Here is a 20,822-nt window from a genome sequence, read left to right as displayed (position 1 = left end):
TAGGTGTACGGAGGCTCCGCCGGTGCGTTGGTGATACTTTTGTAGGTGTACGGAGGTTTTCCGTGTGGTACGGACACACGTTTTGGGCAGGCTGCCCTTGCAGCCTGCTATGTTTTGATTGTTTTTTACGTGAAAAAGGCGGGTGGAGGAAAGGTTACGTTTTTTTTGCAAAATTTCCTTCTTCATGAAGAAGGACTGCGGAACATGTATGTTCCGCAGATATATGTCTTATACAAGGAATGTATTTCATCTTGTTTATGAGATGTTGCGGGGGCAAAGATAGGGATTTTTATCTTTTTCCGCTATTAGAAACTAATCTTTGCCTCCGCAAAATAACCCCTTGGGTTTCCGGGGTCATATATGTAGGCCGAATCCCGGTTTTTGCCCTGTTCGTCTATTCCGTTTTTAAAACGGTGGTAAAAGTCTACCGAGCTGCTCAGGCTTTGCGACTTTTCTTCCGTTAAATCCTTTGCGTGTTGTATCAAAGCTACATGGAAACCGGGTTTAAAGATTACCTATTTGTAGGTAGTTCAGATTACTCCGCGCATCCGGTCTTCAAAGGCTGAAAGGGCTGCTTTTGCTCCTTCGCCCATCGAGATGATGATCTGTTTGAAGGGTACGGTCGAGACGTCGCCTGCTGCGTAGATACCCGGTACGTTTGTACGGCAATGTGTGTCTATTACAATTTCGCCGGGACGGTTTGTCTCTACCAGTTCGCGGAAAATTCCGCTGTTGGCTGCTAATCCGATTTGTACGAAAATTCCATCCAGATTAATAATACGTTCTTTTTCCGTCTTACGGTCTTTTACGCGAATGCCGGTCACTTTTTCTCCGTTACCGATTACTTCTGTTGTTTGTGAGCTGGTGAATATTTCTACGTTGGGCAGGCTTTTCGCCTTTTCCTGCAGAACCTGATCGGCTTTCAATTCATCCATAAACTCAAGTACGGTTACTTTTGAACAGATACCAGCCAGGTCGATAGCCGCTTCAATGCCTGAATTTCCACCACCTACAACGGCTACATGTTTGCCTTTATAGAACGGCCCATCGCAATGCGGACAGAAAGCAACGCCTCTTCCTATGTGTTCTGCTTCGCCTTGTATGTTCAGTTTCCGCCAGCTTGCGCCGGTTGCGATGATTAAGGCCGGAGCAATAAATGTCTCGCCGGTAGAGGTGGTGATTATTTTGTCCTTCCCTGCGACTTCAACTTTTTCAACCTTACGGTGTTCCAACAAGTCGATAGGATAACGGTTCATGTGCGTTTTCAAATTATCGGCCAGTTCGCTTCCGGTAGTTTCCGGTATAGAGATCAGGTTCTCTATTCCTACAGTTTCTTTTACCTGCCCGCCTATTTTTTCGGCTACAACAGCTACTTGCAAACCTTTACGGGCCGAATAGATTGCTGCGGACGAACCTGCAGGGCCGCCACCCAGTACGATAACATCGTATGTCTTGACTGTTTTCTCCACGGCATTTTCGTTAACACCGTATTTTTCTTCCAGCTTGCTTAACAGTTCGCCAAACTCTCCCCGGCCTACATGGATAAGTTTACCGTCGGCATATACCGAAGGAACTGCCTGTATCTTCAGCGACTCTACTTCTTCCTGGTTGATGGCTCCGTCTACTGTCGTATTGGTTATTTGGTTGTTCAGGGTTGTCATGGCATTTAATGTTTGTACGACATCCGGACAATTAGTACAGGTCAACGAGACATAAGTCGTGATATTTATAGGGCCGTTTAATGCTTTCACGCGGTTGCATACGGCTTCGTCCGGAAAATTTTTTCCTTTTCCGTCAGCATTCAGTACGGCAAGTAGCAAAGATGTAAATTCGTGTCCGTTAGGAACTGCACGGAAGTTGATTCCGGTTTTCTGTCCGTTCTTCAGTAGCGTGAATTTAAGTCCTTCGCTATCTTTAACCTGTACCTTTATCTTATCGGAGCAGTCGGCTACGTCGTTCAGTAGTTCCAATAACTCTTGGCGGCTCTCATGTCCGGGAGCTACCTGTATGTCGAAGATATAATTTGCATCCAGATTGGCAAAAATACCTTTTAATTGTTCTTTTAACGCTGATTCTAACATATATGTAATGTATGAGAAGTGAATAAAAAGGCCGGCAATTTATCTTGCCGGCCTCTGTCTGGTTTTATTTAGATCTTACCGACCAGATCAATACTTGGTTTCAGTGTTGCTTCACCTTTTTTCCATTTTGCCGGACAAACTTCGTTCGGATGTGAAGCCACGAATTGAGCTGCTTCTACTTTGCGCATCAATTCAGATGCATCACGTCCGATACCATTGTCATGAATCTCGGCAACTTTGATCTTACCTTCCGGATTTACAAGGAATGTACCTCGGTATGCCATACCTTCTTCTTCAATCATTACACCGAATGCGCGGCTAAGAAAACCTGTCGGGTCTGCCAGCATCGGATATTTGATCTTACGGATAGATTCGGAAGCGTCGTGCCATGCTTTATGTACGAAGTGTGAATCTGTACTTATTGAGTATATTTCTACGCCCATAGCCTGGAACTGATCGTATTTTTCAGCCATATCTACCAATTCGGTCGGACATACAAACGTAAAGTCTGCCGGATAAAAGAAGAAGATAGCCCATTTGCCTTTTAAATCTTCGTTAGTTACAGTTTTGAAATTACCATTATGGAATGCCTGGACACTGAACTCGGGAATTTGTGAATTAATAATTGTTTCCATGATTAATACCTTATAAAATTATTATTATTTGATTTTGTTTGATGTCACAAAAATATAATAACAATTCCCGATACAGCAAGGTTTTCGATTGAAAGATTTTATTGACTCATAGATGAAACCTGTTTCCGGACTTCTTTTCGCATTTCTTTTATAGCCGTACTTTCTACCTTCGGTTGCTTGTTCATTACGACGTAAGCCGCGTTTTTCAATTTCTCCGGTTGATAGAAATCCGGTTCAGCGTATAACTTGACAAGCAGATAATAGGGGTAAATCCGTTCGGGTAAAATATTAATGGCGTAGAGTAAGTGTTTTTCAGCCTGGTCGTATTTTCTTAATGATTGCTCGTTCTTTGCCATCATATAATAGAGCATAGGGTCGGAACTGAGTTGTATGGCTCGTTGTAGTAATACATTTGCCTGCTCGTATTTTCCGGTTTTGCTCAGGCATTGGGAATATTCAAACAGAAATTCATGCTTATGGCGTAGTTGGGGATATAGCATCATGTAACTGTCTAGAGCTCCCCAGTAGCCTTTGTTACTGTATAATGCTTTGGCTCTCGACCATTGTGTATAGACATTTTGCATATCTTTTTGTCCTATAAACAATAGCCCGCAACTAAGTGCCGTTATAAATCCGATATACGGAAACCTTCTTTGATTTCCGGCCAGGCTTTTTCCTTTTATTTTATTGGTAGATACACAAATGACCGAATAGAAAATGAGCAGAATCCAGAATGACGGCAATTGGAACGGATAAGAAGAAAAAGCAAAGATCATGAGTGCAATTATTCCTCCGGTTGTACCGTACCGTTTACTTTTTATTCCGTAAAACAAAACGAAACCAACCCAAACAAGAAAAATGATAAGCCCTAAAAGACCTTGTTCCAATCCTATCTGTAGAAATTCATTAAATGCATATTCCGGACAACCGGCTACAAACTTTTCTGTTTCCGAGGCTTTTCCTGAGGCGAAATACTCCGCCTGTGTTTGCGCATAAACAGCAGGAAAGCCCCCTAGGCCAACACCTTTTAACGGATGCTTTTCTATTGCTTTTGCCGTAATACTCCACATTAATAACCTACCGTTAGCCGAATCTTTCTTTATTGTATAGATGGCAACAAGCCCTACGCACAGTGCTGCTATGCCCAGCACCAGAAAACCGATACATTTTTTACGATGTTTTTCCCAAAAAGTATACATGCCTTTCCAGCCGATCCGGTATGTAACATATACCCAAATGCAGGATACGGTGGCAGCTATCCATGCCGACCGGCTCATACCTGCCGGAAGAATCAGTGTAATCGAGATAATGGATATCCATGCCAGATAGTAAAGTGTTGTTCTTGGATTGGATAGATCCAATTTCCTACAGTTGCTGAATCGTAGCATAACTCCGAAACTTACAGGAAGGATTGCTGCGATATATCCGCTGAATGGCCCGGGATTGAAAAAAGAGCCGGTAAGGTTGAAAAGCGGATGGTTGGAAATCTTGAGCCCGTACAATTGCATCATACCCCATCCTGCTTCGAGTATGCCGGTGCATATAATGATGGAAATGAAGAACATTAGCAACGATGGATAGTTCTTGATTGCCAGCCGTATCATGAACCAAAGCATAATCAGTTGTCCGCCGAATAATAATTTTTCCGGTTCGGGGTTTAGTGTCCAATTGTAGGTCATCAGGATGATGGCGGCGTATAACAGTATTAATCCGTCTGCCGCCATGAACTTAATATTGTTGGTTTTCTTAATGACCATTTCCATAAATAAGGTGCTGGCTGCAAAAGCTAACATCATAATATGAAACCAGCAGGTTTTTCCTGCCACCATTCCGTTTACCAGGTCTGCGTTTGCCGCAAATACGGTACATAATAATAACATTCCACTGATAGAGAGGAAAAGAAGACATAAATATGATAGTAAAGCAGTCATAATAGAGGATGATTTAAATTGCATAATTGTCAGTCGATGGTTTTAAAAAAACGTTTCCAGTGATATGTTCCGGTATAAGGATCCGATGATTTCCATATAAGCCATGCCTTTCCGACAATATAATCTTCAGGCAAAAGTCCCCAATATCTTGAATCTTGCGAGTTATCCGCCTTGTCTCCTCCCATGAAATAATAATTCTTTTGGAATTGGTATTCTGATATTGGTTGATTGCCGAGATACACTAACGAGTCTTTATACATTAGTTTTTTTTGCTGTTCCCATTCTATTAATTTCCAATATAAGCGGTAGCTGGTTCTGTCCATACTGATTTTATCGTTCGCTTTCGGAATATATAAAGGCCCGAAATCTTTGATATTCCATTGCATGATGGAGTCGTACGGATAAGTAATATAAACACTCCCTTCAAAAGTTTGCTTGTTGCGCAAAGAAAGATGTGTTTGGGCTTCCCGGTTTCCTACTTGGATGTCTGTTCCTTTTATTTTATAGAACCCATTTTGTATAAGTAATGTATCACCCGGCAAACCGATACACCGTTTGATGTAATATTTCATCATGTGCATTTCTAATTTATCCCAGGTGTTAGGATGGAGATGGTGGAAAACAAGGACATCGTTCCTTTCTATTTCCTTAAATCCGGGTAAACGGTATACCGGAGTTTTTTCTCCACGTAATGAAGCAAATATATTGAATAAACGCGGTCCGATAGTGAGTTTGCATACTACTACATTATCCCCCTCTATCAATTCCGGGCTCATCGAATCGCTGGGGATTCTGAATGAACTGAAAACGAATACTTGCAAAACGAATGCAATGACAATCATTATACATCCTATCCATAGGATATTTACTGTGCCATTTACCGCCCGGGTAATATGTTCTTTCAATGTCTTCATATAATCGCCATTTTAAATGGCGTCTCATTTATAAGAGTAAATGGTTTTTTATAAGGCTTTACCTTTGATTTGTAATTTGACAAAGTTTCCCGTGTTACACTTTACCGTAATTGTTTCGTTAAAACTGCCTGCTTCTTTAGGTGTCATTGCTACATGGAGTTGGAGTGTCTCATTTGTTTTTGCCGGATTTTTATCGAATGAGACGCTCGCACAGCCACAAGTTGTACTTGCATCTATTATTACAAGCGGGTAATTTCCTGTGTTTTTTAGAATAAAAGTAGCTTCCCGTGTTTCGGAGTTTTTGAATGTACCTAAGTCTATTTCCGGAACGTTGGTTTCTACGGTTGTCATTTTACTTTTGGCGTCAGGGAGGGATGTTTCAGTTAACTGGTTAATATATAAATCTTTTATAGCCAGATTGTGTACCGGATTGCCGATAACCAGCACTTTATTGTTTTTGTCTAACAAAAAAGTCTGGAAATTCATTTCTGCGGGTAATTGGTTTAATCTGTTCAACTGGTCGTCCAGATCAATGCAAACCGGATAGTCGAATTTATCTCGTCTGAATATGTATTTTAATTCTTTCTCATTTTTTGGATGGAAAAAGAAAAGAAAGGGCACTTGCCCGTTTGTCAGCGAGTCGGTATAAGCTATAAATCCTTTCCATTTCTCTAATTGCAGTTTACAACTAATGCATCCGAAAGAATCTACATATACCACAACTTTGTATTTTGATTCGGGAACATGAAAATCTATAGTGTCTGAACTTAATGTAGTAAAGACCGGGTTGGGAGGAAACACAATTTCCTTTCCTTGCCACTCTTGTACCAGTTTGGCAATTTTTTCTTTTTTGTTCCCGTTACATGCAATTAGCATAAGAAATGAAAGGAACAAGAAAGCACCGGCAGTTGTATTTCTTACTCCTTTCATATCCTGAACTCTAAAAGGGGTTCATCATGATTTACATCCGTAGCGAAAATTGTTCCGGTTTGTTCATTCACGTCAATACCGTAAATGGCATGGTCTAATGTATACTTTTTGACAGGCTCACCTTTCAAATTGAATACATAAATGTAACGACCGCCACTTTCGGGGTTCTCACCTCGTTTATAGGCTTCACCTATCTCTTTGAAAGAACGATTGTGGAATACGGCATAAATGTACTTGTCGGTAACTTTTATGTCGCTGAATCCCATAATACCGGTCGGAACGTAATCTCCTTCTACAATTCTGAATCGAGGCTCGCCTTGCGGCCCGTAAAACACAGAGTGAGTTTTGTTTTTTAGATCATAGATTTCCAAGACTTCGCCAAGCTGGGTAACCATAGCCAATATCCCGTTATTGGGGTTATAGTCTATAAAGGTACGCCATGCCTGAGCCAGAGCCGGTAACGATATTTCTTCGTAGTTGGTCTCAGTTGGTATATAACCGTCCGATTTTGTTAGTTTACCTTCATTCGATACTTCGTTATAGCGAAATTCGCCAAGATAGTTTGTTGTCAGGAAACCTGAATTTGTTTTACAAAAATCAAGTGTCCTTACAAGCGCCTTGTCTAACTTGATAGCTTCTTCCCTTTTGGCGGAGTGGTTTGTACGAGAGATACTCCAACGCGTAATTTCCATTTTATTAGCATCCAATATCCATACGGAATCTGGCGAATCGAATTGGACTTTTTCTCCGGATTGCATTTCTTCGGGGCCTTCACCTCTTTTTCCGAAAGAAACGATATGTTTCCAATCCGGATAAGAAAAGGCGTGGAAGAAATGATCGGCATTATGCAAATCTAATACTAAAGCGATACTGTCCTTGACCGTTATCCGGAAAGGATAACGGAACAAGGCAGTATCTAAAGAAATAACCTGCGCTCTTAATGCCTTTTCATCGGGAAAACTAGTATAACGTGGATTGGTTATTTTCTTTTTATTACAGGATATAAGCCCACATACAATTAATAATATGTATAGGAGCTTTCTCATTCCTCTTCAGGATCTAGGCTTACACCGCTGATTTTTATTTCTACATAATGACCATAACATTCGATGGAACCAGAACCCATACATCCTGTTGCACCTCCTCCTTCACCTCCAGCTAATGCTTCAATATTATTGAACGCTAGATTATGGATGTCACTTTTTTTAGGGATAAAAAAGCAGCCTGCAGCAATAACGCTAACAATTAATAGAATTTTGAATGTCCTATGTTTTTTCATTTTAAAAAAGATTGATTTATGTCGCAAATATATTTTATAAAGAGTAAAAAAGTCGCTAAAAATAATTACATTTTAATGACATTTAGTTTATTGGCATGGTTTGTTAATTTCTTATTTTTCTTTGTTACAACAATTTATATCTTTGTGGTAAAAATAAAATATAGATGGGAAAGAAAACAATTCCAAATACGTTGATTGTTTCACTGGTTGTGTTATTAGTTTGCGTTTCTTTTATTATTGAGTTTAATGTTACTTATAGAAAGACGTATAATGAGGTTCAAAAAGAAGCGATAGATGTATTTTATCGTTCATTGTCTTTAGATATGAATAAACGATTAAAAGAAGCAAATGTTTTCTATTCATTTACAATTGATCCTGCGGTTAGTAAAGATTCGGTTGTGGTTAATAAAGAAAATAGTTTAGAAAACCAAAAGTCAACAAATATTATTCAAGATTTATCTGTTGAGAATAAGCAGGAAATGACGTGCCAATCTCTGTTATTCATAAAAAATCCAATGAAGGTGAATTCCTTAGATAGCCTTTTTCAGGATGAGCTAAAGAAAGACGATATATTAGCAAAGACTGGTGTCCTGTATGTAGATAAAGTTCGGAACATAGAACATGTCAGTAGTAATTTTGCATCTGTTTCAGTTCATGCCTATTCTACAGGCAAAATAGAATTGGGTGTACAAAAGGAAATTCTTGTCCAAGCTTTTATTGAAATTTATCCATATTGTATTTTGATGAAACACAAAGGTCCGTTTTTTATTCTGCTATGTGTATGGGTTGCAGTAATGCTGGCTTTATTTGGGACAATGTATTACAATAAGAATAGGATATTTAATTTGGAGACCAACTCACACGAAGATAAGGTATCCGAGAGTGCGGATAATCCTAAGGATGTTTCAGAACTTCCGGCAAGTATGATTCGTATAACTCAGGATGTTATTTTAGATACAGACCATTGTGCGATTTCTTTTGCCGGTATGAGGTATGATATGACGGATCAATCGGTGCTTTTGTTAAAACTACTTTTCTACAGCCCTGATTATTATAAGAGTTATGAAGATATAGTTGAAGCATTGTGGGGGAAGTTGGCCGATCCTACCAATAGATTGACACAATCCGTTAAAAGGCTTCGTGAATCTATCGCTAAAATTCCGGTTTTGAAAGTAGAAAATGTTCGAGGAAAAGGATATCGTTTAATCATTGATGAAACAATGGACTTCGATATTGATGAAGGAAACTTATAAAATGATGCTTTACTTGTTATAAAGTTGTTTTTATTGATTTTTTTATCTTTCCGGTTTATCCCGATGAAATTATAAAATCATCGGGATCATTTCACAAAATCATCAGGATGAATTTAAGATGCCTTTTTATTGCTATGCCTAATTCTGCTATCTTCCATTATAAAATATAAATTTAAATCGGCAATGGGCTTATAATATAAATAGCTCACAAATAAAGGATAGCTTTTCTCCTTGTTTATGTGTTTTGATAAAACGATGTAAGTATAATAAAAATATTTTAAAAGAAAAAGTCATTTTTCTGTTGGTTTACATAATGACTCTCTGTTTATGTTTAATCATTTGATTTTTAATTGTTTTATTTGTCTTGTTTGCGGATAGTATAACTTTAGGTTCTCGTAGAAATAAGAGCTATAGACCTTTAATCTATATAATGTTTATTATCTTTGCGACCATTGAATTATAAAACAGAACGAAAATGGAAACAGTTGTAAGTGGCATACGGCCAACCGGTAACCTGCATTTAGGTAACTACTTCGGAGCAGTAAAGAGCTTTCTGCAGATGCAGGATGAGTATAATTGCTATTTCTTTATTGCTGACTGGCATTCGTTGACCACACATCCGCATCCTGAAAACTTACGCAAGAGTGTAAAAACTATATTATCCGAATATCTGGCTTGCGGCATAGATCCGGAAAAGGCAACTATTTATATGCAAAGCGACGTGCGTGAAGTTGCAGAGCTGTATCTTTATTTGAATATGAATGCCGGTATCGGAGAATTGATGCGCACGGCCTCTTTCAAAGATAAAGCCCGTCAACAACTTCATATTAACCGCGACAGTAATGACGATAGTGATGTGGAAAAAGAGATATTCAACGAAGGCAACAAGCATAGTGTAAGTGCCGGTTTATTGACTTATCCTACATTGATGGCTGCCGATATTATTATACATAAGGCATTAAAAGTGCCTGTTGGCAAAGATCAAGAGCAGAATATGGAAATGGCGCGTCGTTTTGCCCGCCGTTTCAACTCTACTTATAATGTGGACTTTTTCCCGGAACCGGCTTCTTTCCACATGTCTGCAAAGGCTATAAAAGTGCCTGGACTGGATGGATCCGGAAAGATGGGTAAAAGTGAAGGAAATGCTATCTATCTGGTTGACGACGAAAAAACGATTAAGAAGAAAGTAATGAAAGCCGTTAGCGATGCGGGGCCAACGGAGCCGAATAGTATAAAGCCGGAACCGATAGCTAATCTTTTTACCATGATGGAAATTGTATCTACTAAGGATACATACGATTATTTTAATGAGAAATATAATAATTGCGAAATCCGTTATGGCGATATGAAGAAACAACTGGCGGAAGATATAAACAGTTTCTGTGCTCCGATTCGCGAACGTATCCTTGATATTGCTGCAAACGATGACTACTTGAATAGAGTAGCCCGTATGGGTGCGGAGAGAGCAAGCGAGAATGCAGCGAAGACTTTACGCGAAGTTCGTGAAATTATAGGTTTCCGCGCAGATTAATAGCCTTTTGCATGGCAGCATTTACTACTGAAGAATTTGAACGGAATTTCAAGAGCTTGTATAAGCCCTTGTGTTTGTTCGCGCTTCGGTATATAGACCGGTTAGATGATGCCGAAGATATTGTTCAGCAGGCTTTTGCTGATGTGTGGGATAAAAACAGCGAAGGCCTGCTTATTGGTAACCTGAAAGCCTATTTATATCAGGCTGTACGCAATCGTTCTCTTTCTTTTATCTCTCAATCGCCAATGGCTCAGGCTACAGATGTACTGCCGGATATGGAAGATACTTCGGAAGAAGAACAGATTCGTTGTTCCGAAAGAGATGCACGTCTTTGGCAAGCCATTGATAAATTGCCACCCGAACGGAAGAAAATATTTTTGCTTTCCAAACGTGATGGTTTGAAATACCAGGAAATTGCAGATGAATTAAATTTGTCTGTAAAGACGGTTGAAAACCAGATGGGAAAAGCGCTTAAAGCTTTGCGGGAAACGGTTGTGCGTATTTATTGTTTTATTTTTGGGCTGGCGTAGTAGGGGTTTTTTCGGTTTCTTTGTCTTAGTGATAAATGATTTTCAAAGTTTAATCACTAAAGGAAAAGAGTATGAAGAAGTTGGTATTATTTGTGATGTTGATAATGTGTGTGGTTTCCGTAAATGCACAACAATGGTCGCTGACGCCTGAATTGGGGATGACTGCCATTAAACGGGGAGGTGATAAGTTTGTATATTTTGGGGGCAATTATGACTGGAGCCCTAGGTTTAAGGGAGGCATTGGTGTTGAATATTCTTTTAAACCCGGATGGTTTGCACTCAAATCCGGTTTGTATTTTACACAACGCGGATATAGTGAAAGCTATTTTAAAACTCCTGAAGCGGGCGACCCGAATGAACCTGACGCAGGGGTAGTAAATATGAAGGTGAAGCGGAATTTCCTGCAAGTACCGTTATTGGCTGACTTCTCGTTCCGTCTTTCGGATGATGTGCGTTTGCATTTAGCGGCAGGACCATATATTGCGGCTTCTTTATCAGATAGGATGTCAACATATTATACAGGCTATAAAAGCTATGGTGAGGGTGGCTATGGCTCTTGGGGAGGCAGTGAAAATACAATAAAAGTCCAGGGCTATAATGCTTTTGACTGGGGACTTTCTTTTCAAGCCGGAATAGAGGTAAAGCAACTGGTTGCGAATATTGGCTATGACGCTTCTCTTGGAAAGGAGTTTGAATATGGAAAGACCGATTTGAAATTTCATACAATCAGTCTTTCTATAGGCTATAAATTTAAATTAGGAAAATAATTACGGATGTAATCCGGCGGTAATACTAAAATGATGGACAACGGGTACGATGACAAATTAGAACAACATATTCGCTTTGTAGCCAAACATTACAAAGAAGGATCTTTGGATGCGGATAAAGCCTGGGAAAATTTTGCTTCAGGTCGTAAAGTAAGCCGCAGAATCCCTCTTATGCGTTATCTGTTACAAGCAGCTGCAGTTGTACTTTTGCTTATCGGAATCGGAACGTTTTATGTATGGGAACAGAGTCGGCCTGATTGGGTAGCTATTTCCACTGTTGCCGGACAAAAGAAAGATATCTACCTGCCGGACAGTACACTGATTTCTTTGGCAGGTGATTCATGGATTCGTTATGATGTGAAAAACTACGGGAAAGACCGGCGCGTTGTGGAGATGAAAGGAAAAGCATTTTTTCAGGTGAAGCGGAATGAAACGCGCCCTTTCTTTGTAGAAGCTGATTTAGCTGAAATACGGGTTTTGGGTACGAGTTTCCAGGTTGAAACTCCACGAAATTCCGTAGAGGTGAATGTGGAGACCGGTAAGGTAAGCTTTACTGCCGGAAAGGAAAAAGAACAAGTCATATTAACGGCCGGAATGTCGGCTAGTTACTCTATGGAGAAAAAAGGAATAACTGTACTGACAGAGGAAGATGCTAACTACCTGTCTTGGAAAACCGGTTTGTTGCGTTTTACTGATGCGCCGATAAATAAAGTAATAGAGGATCTGGATAATTATTATCAGGTAAAAATTACGAATAAGATAACAAAACCGGATGCTAAACTAACCGCATCATTTAATAATATGCCGCTGGATGAAGTACTGATGGTGATAAATCAAACATTGGATATACGGTTGGTGCCGGAAGCGGGTGAGTAGAAATAAAAACCTATGTCATACAAATTATTTATATGGCTATTGGGTTTGCTGATGTTACCTTGCCTGTCAGGACAGATTGAAGCCCAGTTACCCGAATCTACACCGGTAGTTACGGTAAGTATGAAACGGGTTCCTTTGCCGGATATACTGTCGGAACTGGAAAAACAAACCGGAATGTTTTTTTCGTATGAATCTTCCCTGATAAAAGACCTGCCGGATGTTTCCTTGGTTGTACGCGACGAATCGTTAAGCTATTGTTTAAAGCGGCTGTTTTCGGCTCTTCCTGTTATTTACCGGGTAACCGGGCAGTACATAATACTAAAGCGAAAACCCCAGTTGTTTACTATCAGTGGCTTTGTTAGGGACTCTGCTTCGTATGAGAGTCTTTTGAATGCTACTATAATAGAAAAAATATCAGGTAAAGGTTCGGTTTCCAATAATTATGGTTTTTATAGTATAACGCTTCCGCCCGGCGAGGTTCTGCTTTCAACTTCTTATGTAGGTTATAAGCCCAGAGAGATACATTTTATTCTTACAAAAGATACGTTGGTTGATTTGTCTTTATCTTCAATCGGTAATTTGAAAGAGGTTGTAGTAAGGGGATTGAATCCTGACTCGGAAGTGTTGAACAGTAGAAGTGGTGTTTTTGATGTGCCTGCGCAGCGAGTCAAATCAATGCCAACTTTGCTGGGAGAAAATGATTTGATAAAAACTTTACAACAATTGCCTGGAGTTGCGGTAGGAGATGAAGCCAGTACCGGACTGTTTGTCCGGGGAGGAGGGGCCGACCAGAATTTATATTTGCTGGATGGAAATCCGGTTTACCAAATTAATCATTTATTGGGATTCTTCTCCGCATTCAATCCGGATGCAGTGAAGAATTCGATCTTTTATAAAGAAAGCTTTCCGGCGGAATATGGTGGAAGGCTTTCGTCGGTTGTAGACGTTCGTACAAATGATGGCGACCGGCAGCATTATCATGGAAATATATCAATCGGTTTGCTGTCGGCGCGGGCTAATCTGGAAGGACCGATCTGGAAGGATCGTACATCATTCAATGTATCGGTACGACGTACCTGGATTGATTTGCTTACAACACCGATTCTAGCTTTTACCAACAAAGATAGCAACACAAAGCAATCGTATGGTTTTCACTTTTTTGATATTAATGCGAAAGTGAATCATTCCTTTTCGGATCGGAGCCGTCTTTATCTGAGCTTCTATATGGGACAGGATGCTTTCCGAAACGGAGAAAAATCCAGGCATGAGGAAGATAAGGATGACTTTCATTGGCGTTGGGGAAATCTGATCGGTTCGGCCGGTTGGAATTATGTGATTAATAATAAATTGTTTGCCAACGTAATGGCCGGTTATAGCCGCTTCCGCTCCCATATATGGAAAGAGTCCATCAGTACTACTATTTATGAGGGACAGGCTCCGGATAGTCCGACCGAACCGGGACAAAAGTTTCTGTCTGTGTTTGAAAGCGGCTATAGGTCGGAGATAGAAGATGTTAGTTTGCGTACTTCTTTTGATTATCGCCCGGTTGTTAACCACCGCCTTCGTATCGGATCGGATTATCAGTATCATAGTTTTCACCCCGAAAATAACTTTGCTACGATAACAAACTGGCAAAAGGAAAGTAGCTCTCAAATGCCTGTAGGCGGGTTAACCATTAAAACCTGGATTCCCGGACATGAAGTTTCTTTTTATGCCGAAGATGAAATGCGCCTGACGAACCGTTTACGGGTGAATGCCGGATTGCGATATACGATATTTATGGTTCAGAAAGAAACATATCATTCCCTGCAGCCGCGTTTGTCTGCCCGTTATGTATTAGGACGGAACTGGTCGGCTAAGCTGTCTTATAGTAAGATGAACCAGTATGTTCATTTACTATCGGATACATATATCAGCCAACCGACAGATATATGGGTACCGGTAACAAGTAGCATTCCTCCGATGGGAGCACATCAATTGTCTGCCAGCTTATGTTATAATTTGAATAAATCGTATGACTTTAGTTTAGAAGGATACTATAAGCGAATGAATAATCTGATAGAATATAAAGATCATGCTTTGGCCGAAAATACCTTTACCGGCTGGGAAGATCGCGTAGGTATCGGTAAAGGACGTTCTTACGGATTGGAGTTTATGGTACAAAAGAAGATTGGCAAGACTTCCGGATGGATAGGATATACTTTGTCGTGGTCGGATCGCTGGTTTCCGGACGGTTCGGTAAATCGTGGAGAGCATTATCCTTATCGTTATGATAATCGTCATAAAGTAAATGTCGTTTTATCGCGCCGTCTTTCCCGGAAAGTGGAATTAACCGGCACATGGGTCTTTGCCTCCGGCAATCATATAACGATACCTGAATATTTGTATTCGGGAGCCGGCGGGCAAATAAATAATGGTTTTATTCCGGGTGATATTTCACAAGTGCCCGGTCAAGGTGCCAGCGCATTGAACAATTATCAACTTTCCCCATATCACAGACTCGATTTAGGTGCTAATTTTTATCGTTATAAGAAGAATGGAAGGATGGGGATTTGGAATTTGAGTGTATATAATGTTTATTTGCAACCAAATCCGTTCACTGTGAAAGCGGTGTGGAGACAAGGCGCACAAGATGAGCCGAAAGCTGTTTTGCAGCAATCGATCCTTTTCCTTTGTATGCCGTCCATTTCTTATACCTATAAATTTTAGAAATGAAGTTATTTTTTTGTAGTTGGTTCGTGCTGTTGGCTTTTATTTCTTGTATTCGGGAAGTAGAACTTGATTATCCTCCCGTACCGGCTAAAATTGTGTTGAATGCTTCCGTTTCGCCGGATCAACCGGTGAGCGCTTTTATTTCTAAAACCTGGTTTTTGCTGGATAGTGTTCCTGATATTTATTTACCGGATGCAACCGTGCATGTGTATGTGAATAACAATTATAAAGGGATTATGCAGTGCATTGACGACCCTACCGATACATTGACTGCCAAAGGACAGTATCAGTTGGCCGGATGTTATGTACGTGCAGGCGACCAGCTCTCTCTGAAAGTACAAGCCCCGGGATATGAAACGGCCACATCCGGTGTAACGATTCCGCCTTATACTCCTATTATGTCGGTAGATACGGTTCGTTTCCAGTCTACCTCTCTGACATCTCCTTTTTATAATATAGAAAGCTTACGTTTTATGGTAAGGATGAAAAAGGAACAATCTGAGCGGCATTATTACAGGATGCTTGTTGAGCGTGTAGTAGAGTATGAAAAGGGCGAGGAAAAGATTTCGGTTTCTCGATATGGATTAAACGGTTATTTTTTAATAAACGGCTATTTGCCGTATAGCTCTTTCCTGATGGTTAATTATGAAGATCCGGTATTCCAGATGACAGATATGTCGTCGGTTTCCCAGTATCAAAGTTATGGCATTTATACGGATGATTTGCTAAAAAAACAGGTTCCGTATAACGTAAGGTTGTCTGTTGCGCCGGTTGAGAATTCATATAAAAGCGATACGCTTTCGACGCGTGTTACTTATAAAGTGCATTTACAGACTATTTCTGAATCATATTATCAATATTTCAGGATGGTAGGCGGTTTTGGCATTTGGATTGGCAATATTAATTGGGGAGATATAGCGAGTTCGTCCGAAACATATACAAATGTATATAATGGTTTTGGTGTACTTACAGGTTATCAGCAAGATACATATTCATTTACAATGCCTGACGGTAATACCCCTCCGGAATGGGATCCATGGAATAAGTATGGAAGCTGGTAGTATTGTTATTTACCGAATATAGGATAAACAAGTACCTGTCTTTCCATTTTTCGCCGCATAGGATTGTATTCATATTGCATACCGGCTCCTATACCGAAATTGTCGGTAATTTTAAATTCCATAGCTCCTCCTACGGCAGAATGATTCATGTACGGGCTATATATCATGAATGAATTCTTTTTATTGTCATTATCATACATTGTGTATTGTCCCCATGCTTTTAACCGGAGCCAGTTTGTTGCTTCGTAACTTACATGTGTGTTTACTCCTCCCATAAAACCCGGACTGGGATTAAGCGGTGTGAAAAAACGTCCGGCAAATGCTCCGCCACTAACAGTCCATCTATCTTTATGCCACGCAATCTGAGGGGCAATTTCTGTAATGCCTCCCATTCCCGGCCAGGTAAACTGGCGGCCTGTTATCATAAAATCTACATTGTCGTTTATTGGTTTGAACGTTGTTTCGTCAAAATCCAGTGCCATAGGGGAAACATCCCTTAACATAGGTGTGAATACATTAAAGAAAGGACGGTAAGCAGCGGATAATATCTGCATATCCATAGGACGCTCGTCCAGTGTGAGCGGAGTCTCGGGGATGAAGTCCCGCAGTCTGTTTTCTATTTCGCGGGTAGATGCCGGTGTATAAGATTTATAAGCGAATTTGGGAATATTGAATTCATAATTTTCAAATTTGGGAATCGCGATTATTTTACCTTCATTGTTTTGTATAATGGTAAATCCTTTTTGTGCCCATACTTGCATGCTTAATGCAATCAGCATTAATATGATAAGTAAATGTCCCCGTTTCATATAACCTCCTTCTTTTGCCGTTTGCAAGATACGTATTTTATAAATAGAATACTATGATTGTTTTTAAAAGAATAATAATAACATTGTTATAATAAAATAAACATATATCTTTGTAACCGAATTATGGTGTAATCGTTTCGTATTCTCGGACGGTTAGTAAAAGGGAATCCGGTGTAAAACCGGAGCTGTACCCGTAGCTGTAAGTTCTGTAAACCTCGGCCTTTCTGATTGCCACTAACGATCTGTTGGGAAGGCGGCCGACAAAGGAGAACAAGCCAGAAAACCTGCCATTATTCTTGTTATGCGGTTCCTCGGGTAAAGGAATTGGTAAACCAAGTTATTATGCTGGATATGTTTGTTAAGAAAATGTTGTACCTGATAGGTGCATGGGTGTTTTTCGCTGTGGTATCTTATGCCCAGGGAATAGATACTGTGTCTTATCATCGGCTTTCGGGTGTGGAAGTAGTGGAAAAGGCTCGTCCCTCCGTTACACGTGAAGCAACACCTGTTCAGTTGATGGATAGAGCCGGTATTGAAAGGCTGGGTGTACAGGATTTGTCGGAAGCGGTGAAACGTTTTTCCGGTGTAACTGTGCAGGATTATGGAGGAATAGGCGGCTTGAAAACGGTTTCTGTTCGTAGTTTAGGTGCTAAACATACAGCGGTAAGTTATGACGGCGTGACTGTCACTGATGCACAGAGCGGACAGGTGGATATAAGCCGTTTTTCACTGGATAATGTAGAAATGGTATCTTTGTCTATAGGCCAGGCTGATGATATTTTTCAGACGGCACGTATGTATGCTTCGGCTGGCGCATTAAGTATAAAGACAACTAAACCTGTATTCTCTTTATCTCCTCTCCATCTGCGTGCACAGGTGAAAGCCGGCTCTTTTGGTATGGTAAATCCTTCTCTCCGCTATGAACAGAAGTTGGGAAACCGATGGGCGGCATCTCTTTATGGTGATTGGCAGCGGGCCGACGGAAACTATCCTTTTACGTTGGTGAACGGAAAACTGGAAGAAAAGAAAAAACGTTATAACAGCGATATCGAAACGTGGCGTACGGAATTGAATGTATATGGCGGTTTTGGTAAAGGCGGAAGTTTACGTTTAAAAGGGTATTATTTCGATTCGGAGAGAGGATTGCCCGGATCTGTTATATTGTATAATGACTATGCCGGCGAACGTTTATGGGATAAAAACGGTTTTGCACAAGCCCATTACGAAAACAGATTCAATGAACGTTTTGCTCTGCAAGCCCAGTTAAAATATAATTATGCGTGGACGCGTCATCTGGACGTGGATAATAAGTATGAAGGAGGCAAACAAGATGACCGGTATACGCAAAACGAATATTATGGTTCCGCTTCTGCTTTGTATACCCCATTGAAGTATGTATCTTTTTCTCTTACTCAAGATTTTTTTGTGAACACGTTGGATAATACATTGCCGGAATGTCCCTTCCCTACCCGGTACACTTCGCTTACTGTATTGGCAGGACAATATAAGAACTCAAGATTCACTGCTACTGCAAGTTTGTTGGGAACGTTTATAACAGAAAAAGTTAAGTCAGGCGATATGCCGGCCGATCGTAAGCGGTTGTCCCCTGCGGTTAGTGCTTCATGGCGTATTCTGGCAGATCAGAATTTGCGTGTCAGGGCTTCTTATAAAGATATATTCCGGGTCCCTACATTTAATGATATGTATTATTTACGTATCGGAAATACGGGATTGAAACCTGAACGTGCAACACAATATAATCTGGGGCTTACCTGGAGTGGACAGCCTGCTTCATATGTCCGTTATTTAAGTGTATCGGCTGATGGTTATTATAACCGTGTGAGGGATAAGATTGTAGCTTTGCCCACTATGTTTATTTGGAAGATGATGAATATGGGTGAGGTTTCGATAACCGGAATTGATGTGAATGTGTCTACGGAAATTCCGGTTTGCAATAAAATAGATGTCGTATTGCAAGGAACTTATACGTGGCAGCGGGCAATTGATATAACAGACGAGGAGGCTAAAAACTATCGTGACCAGATTCCTTATACCCCGAAACATAGTGGAACCTTGTCTTTGTCCGTAGAGAATCCGTGGGTGAATTTTTCTTATAGCCTGACTGCTGTGGGAGACCGTTATGCATTACCACAGAATATCTCTGATAACCTGATCAAAGGGTACGTTGAACAAGGTATCTCTGTAAATCGTGAATTTAAGTTCTACAAGTGTAAATTACGTCTGCAAGGTGAAATAATCAATTTGGGTAATATCAATTATGACGTAATCCAGTATTATCCGATGCCGGGACGTTCGTATAGGGCAACGGTTTCGTTTATTATGTAATATTCATTCAAAAATACATATAATATAATGAAGAGAAAGAATTGGTTTTTTATTTCGGCGCTATGTGCTTTGATGTCGACGTCGTTTGTCGCTTGTGATAATGATGATGATCCGATACCAACCCCGAGTCCGACACCGGAAACTTCTGAATATACAGCCGGCTTTTATATAATTAACCGCGGAAAATCAAAATCTAATAACAGCTGCATATCTTATTATGACTTAACGAATAAAAAAATAACCGGACATGTTTTTGAAACAGTTAACGGTCGTAAGCTCGGTGATTCTGCCCAGGAATTTTTCCAATATGGAACAAAGATTTATATTCCGGTTTATAACTCTATGATTATAGAGGTTGTAGATGCTGCAACTCTAAAGTCGTTAAAGTCAATCGAACCGAAAGATGCCGGAGGAAACGGAGCAAAGCCACGTGCTATGACAGCTTCAGGCGATTATGTATATGCAACATTGTATAACGGATATGTTGCCCGTATCGATACAACTACACTTGAAATAGACAAACAGGTAAAAGTAGGATTGAACCCTGATAAATTGTCTGCTCAGGGCGATGTATTATATACAGCCAATTCCGGCGGATTAAATAGCCCGAATTATGATAAGACAGTCTCTGTGGTAGACCTGAACACTTTTGAAGTAAAACGTAATGTGGAAGTTATAATTAATCCGACGCGTGTAATTACCGATAGCGAAGGAGATGCTTATGTAATATCTATGGGCAATTATTCAAAAGATCCGGCAACCTTGATTCCTAATACATTGCAATACTTCAAGAAAGGTTCTTCCGAGGTAAAGGAAATTCGTACGGCTTCTGTTGTCTCAATTTGTAATGATACGATTTATGGTGTCTATAAACAATACGGTGCTACAACTTATGATTTCTTTACTTATGATGCGAAAGCGGAGAAAATGATTTCGGAAAAGTTTGTAACGGATGAGACAAAAATCAATGGCGATCCGCAGGAGATCGATGTAGACCCATTGACAGGTAACGTATATGTGTCTGTAGGTGGGAAAGATGTTAACGGAGATATGTACATCTTCTCTCGTGAAGGAAAATTGATCAATAAGTTTGATACGGATGGTCTTTATCCTCAGGGAGTTCTTTTTGTGTATAAGGAACAAGCGTCTGAAAAAGAATAAGAAAAT

18 protein-coding genes and 1 riboswitch are annotated in these 20,822 nt (G+C 40.2%); of the genes, 9 read left to right on the top strand and 9 right to left on the bottom strand.

All coding sequences use genetic code 11. The annotated features are described in order from the left end of the window. From C4S38_RS16175 to C4S38_RS15160, 8 genes are all read right to left on the bottom strand, one after another. Nucleotides 1–186, bottom strand: a 186-nt coding sequence (locus C4S38_RS16175) for a hypothetical protein (protein WP_234999428.1), incomplete at its 3' end; no start/stop codon positions are given. 344 nt (nucleotides 187–530) lie between these two features. Continuing rightward, nucleotides 531–2,081 (bottom strand): alkyl hydroperoxide reductase subunit F, encoded by a 1,551-nt coding sequence (ahpF, locus tag C4S38_RS15190; protein ID WP_103984411.1) that lies wholly within the window; start codon nucleotides 2,079–2,081, stop codon nucleotides 531–533. Nucleotides 2,082–2,149: 68 nt separating this feature from the next. Next, entirely contained in the window at nucleotides 2,150–2,716 is a 567-nt protein-coding gene (gene ahpC, locus C4S38_RS15185; RefSeq protein WP_103984410.1) for an alkyl hydroperoxide reductase subunit C, read from the bottom strand. Between the two features lie 98 nt (nucleotides 2,717–2,814). Continuing rightward, nucleotides 2,815–4,647 carry an O-antigen ligase family protein gene (locus C4S38_RS15180; protein WP_103984409.1) on the bottom strand — a complete coding sequence of 611 codons (1,833 nt, stop codon included), beginning with the start codon at nucleotides 4,645–4,647 and terminating at the stop codon, nucleotides 2,815–2,817. Nucleotides 4,648–4,676: 29 nt separating this feature from the next. Then, nucleotides 4,677–5,561: a signal peptidase I gene (lepB, locus tag C4S38_RS15175; protein WP_103984408.1), complete on the bottom strand. Its 885-nt coding sequence runs from the start codon at nucleotides 5,559–5,561 to the stop codon at nucleotides 4,677–4,679. Nucleotides 5,562–5,609: 48 nt separating this feature from the next. Beyond that, nucleotides 5,610–6,491: a DUF1573 domain-containing protein gene (locus tag C4S38_RS15170; protein ID WP_103984407.1), complete on the bottom strand. Its 882-nt coding sequence runs from the start codon at nucleotides 6,489–6,491 to the stop codon at nucleotides 5,610–5,612. Then, a complete protein-coding gene (locus C4S38_RS15165) occupies nucleotides 6,488–7,537 on the bottom strand; it encodes a BF3164 family lipoprotein (protein ID WP_103984406.1) in 1,050 nt (349 codons plus the stop codon). The genes C4S38_RS15170 and C4S38_RS15165 overlap by 4 nt, the downstream gene beginning before the upstream one ends. Beyond that, nucleotides 7,534–7,770: an NVEALA domain-containing protein gene (locus C4S38_RS15160; RefSeq protein ID WP_103984405.1), complete on the bottom strand. Its 237-nt coding sequence runs from the start codon at nucleotides 7,768–7,770 to the stop codon at nucleotides 7,534–7,536. Before C4S38_RS15160 ends, C4S38_RS15165 begins: the two co-directional genes overlap by 4 nt. A gap of 164 nt (nucleotides 7,771–7,934) precedes the next feature. Between C4S38_RS15160 and C4S38_RS15155 the strand changes: the two genes are divergently transcribed. The 7 genes from C4S38_RS15155 to C4S38_RS15125 all read left to right on the top strand — a co-directional run bounded on the left by C4S38_RS15155 (nucleotide 7,935) and on the right by C4S38_RS15125 (nucleotide 16,500). Then, nucleotides 7,935–9,023: a winged helix-turn-helix domain-containing protein gene (locus C4S38_RS15155; protein ID WP_103984404.1), complete on the top strand. Its 1,089-nt coding sequence runs from the start codon at nucleotides 7,935–7,937 to the stop codon at nucleotides 9,021–9,023. A gap of 475 nt (nucleotides 9,024–9,498) precedes the next feature. Then, nucleotides 9,499–10,554: a tryptophan--tRNA ligase gene (gene trpS, locus C4S38_RS15150; protein WP_103984403.1), complete on the top strand. Its 1,056-nt coding sequence runs from the start codon at nucleotides 9,499–9,501 to the stop codon at nucleotides 10,552–10,554. A gap of 11 nt (nucleotides 10,555–10,565) precedes the next feature. Beyond that, nucleotides 10,566–11,084: an RNA polymerase sigma-70 factor gene (locus C4S38_RS15145; RefSeq protein ID WP_099464529.1), complete on the top strand. Its 519-nt coding sequence runs from the start codon at nucleotides 10,566–10,568 to the stop codon at nucleotides 11,082–11,084. A gap of 71 nt (nucleotides 11,085–11,155) precedes the next feature. Next, nucleotides 11,156–11,851 (top strand): porin family protein, encoded by a 696-nt coding sequence (locus C4S38_RS15140; RefSeq protein WP_103984402.1) that lies wholly within the window; start codon nucleotides 11,156–11,158, stop codon nucleotides 11,849–11,851. Between the two features lie 30 nt (nucleotides 11,852–11,881). After that, entirely contained in the window at nucleotides 11,882–12,727 is an 846-nt protein-coding gene (locus tag C4S38_RS15135; RefSeq protein WP_103984401.1) for a FecR family protein, read from the top strand. 12 nt (nucleotides 12,728–12,739) lie between these two features. Then, nucleotides 12,740–15,436 carry a TonB-dependent receptor gene (locus C4S38_RS15130; protein WP_103984400.1) on the top strand — a complete coding sequence of 899 codons (2,697 nt, stop codon included), beginning with the start codon at nucleotides 12,740–12,742 and terminating at the stop codon, nucleotides 15,434–15,436. 2 nt (nucleotides 15,437–15,438) lie between these two features. Next, complete coding sequence (locus tag C4S38_RS15125; protein ID WP_103984399.1) at nucleotides 15,439–16,500, top strand: DUF4249 domain-containing protein; 1,062 nt, start codon at nucleotides 15,439–15,441, stop codon at nucleotides 16,498–16,500. Nucleotides 16,501–16,505: 5 nt separating this feature from the next. Here C4S38_RS15125 and C4S38_RS15120 read toward each other — a convergent pair whose 3' ends face one another. Continuing rightward, nucleotides 16,506–17,309 carry a hypothetical protein gene (locus C4S38_RS15120; RefSeq protein ID WP_103984416.1) on the bottom strand — a complete coding sequence of 268 codons (804 nt, stop codon included), beginning with the start codon at nucleotides 17,307–17,309 and terminating at the stop codon, nucleotides 16,506–16,508. Between the two features lie 107 nt (nucleotides 17,310–17,416). Beyond that, nucleotides 17,417–17,615, top strand: a riboswitch (cobalamin riboswitch). A gap of 36 nt (nucleotides 17,616–17,651) precedes the next feature. On the opposite strand from C4S38_RS15120, the gene C4S38_RS15115 reads away from it, so the two are divergent. Then, nucleotides 17,652–19,655, top strand: coding sequence for a TonB-dependent receptor (locus tag C4S38_RS15115; protein WP_103984415.1), 2,004 nt, complete (start codon nucleotides 17,652–17,654; stop codon nucleotides 19,653–19,655). 27 nt (nucleotides 19,656–19,682) lie between these two features. Next, nucleotides 19,683–20,816, top strand: a complete 1,134-nt coding sequence (locus C4S38_RS15110; RefSeq protein ID WP_146059496.1) for a YncE family protein — start codon at nucleotides 19,683–19,685, stop codon at nucleotides 20,814–20,816. Nucleotides 20,817–20,822 lie beyond the last annotated feature (6 nt).

This window comes from Parabacteroides chinchillae, from assembly GCF_900108035.1.
Classification (GTDB): Bacteria; Bacteroidota; Bacteroidia; order Bacteroidales; family Tannerellaceae; genus Parabacteroides; species Parabacteroides chinchillae.
This window is presented reverse-complemented; position numbering and strand designations above follow the sequence as displayed.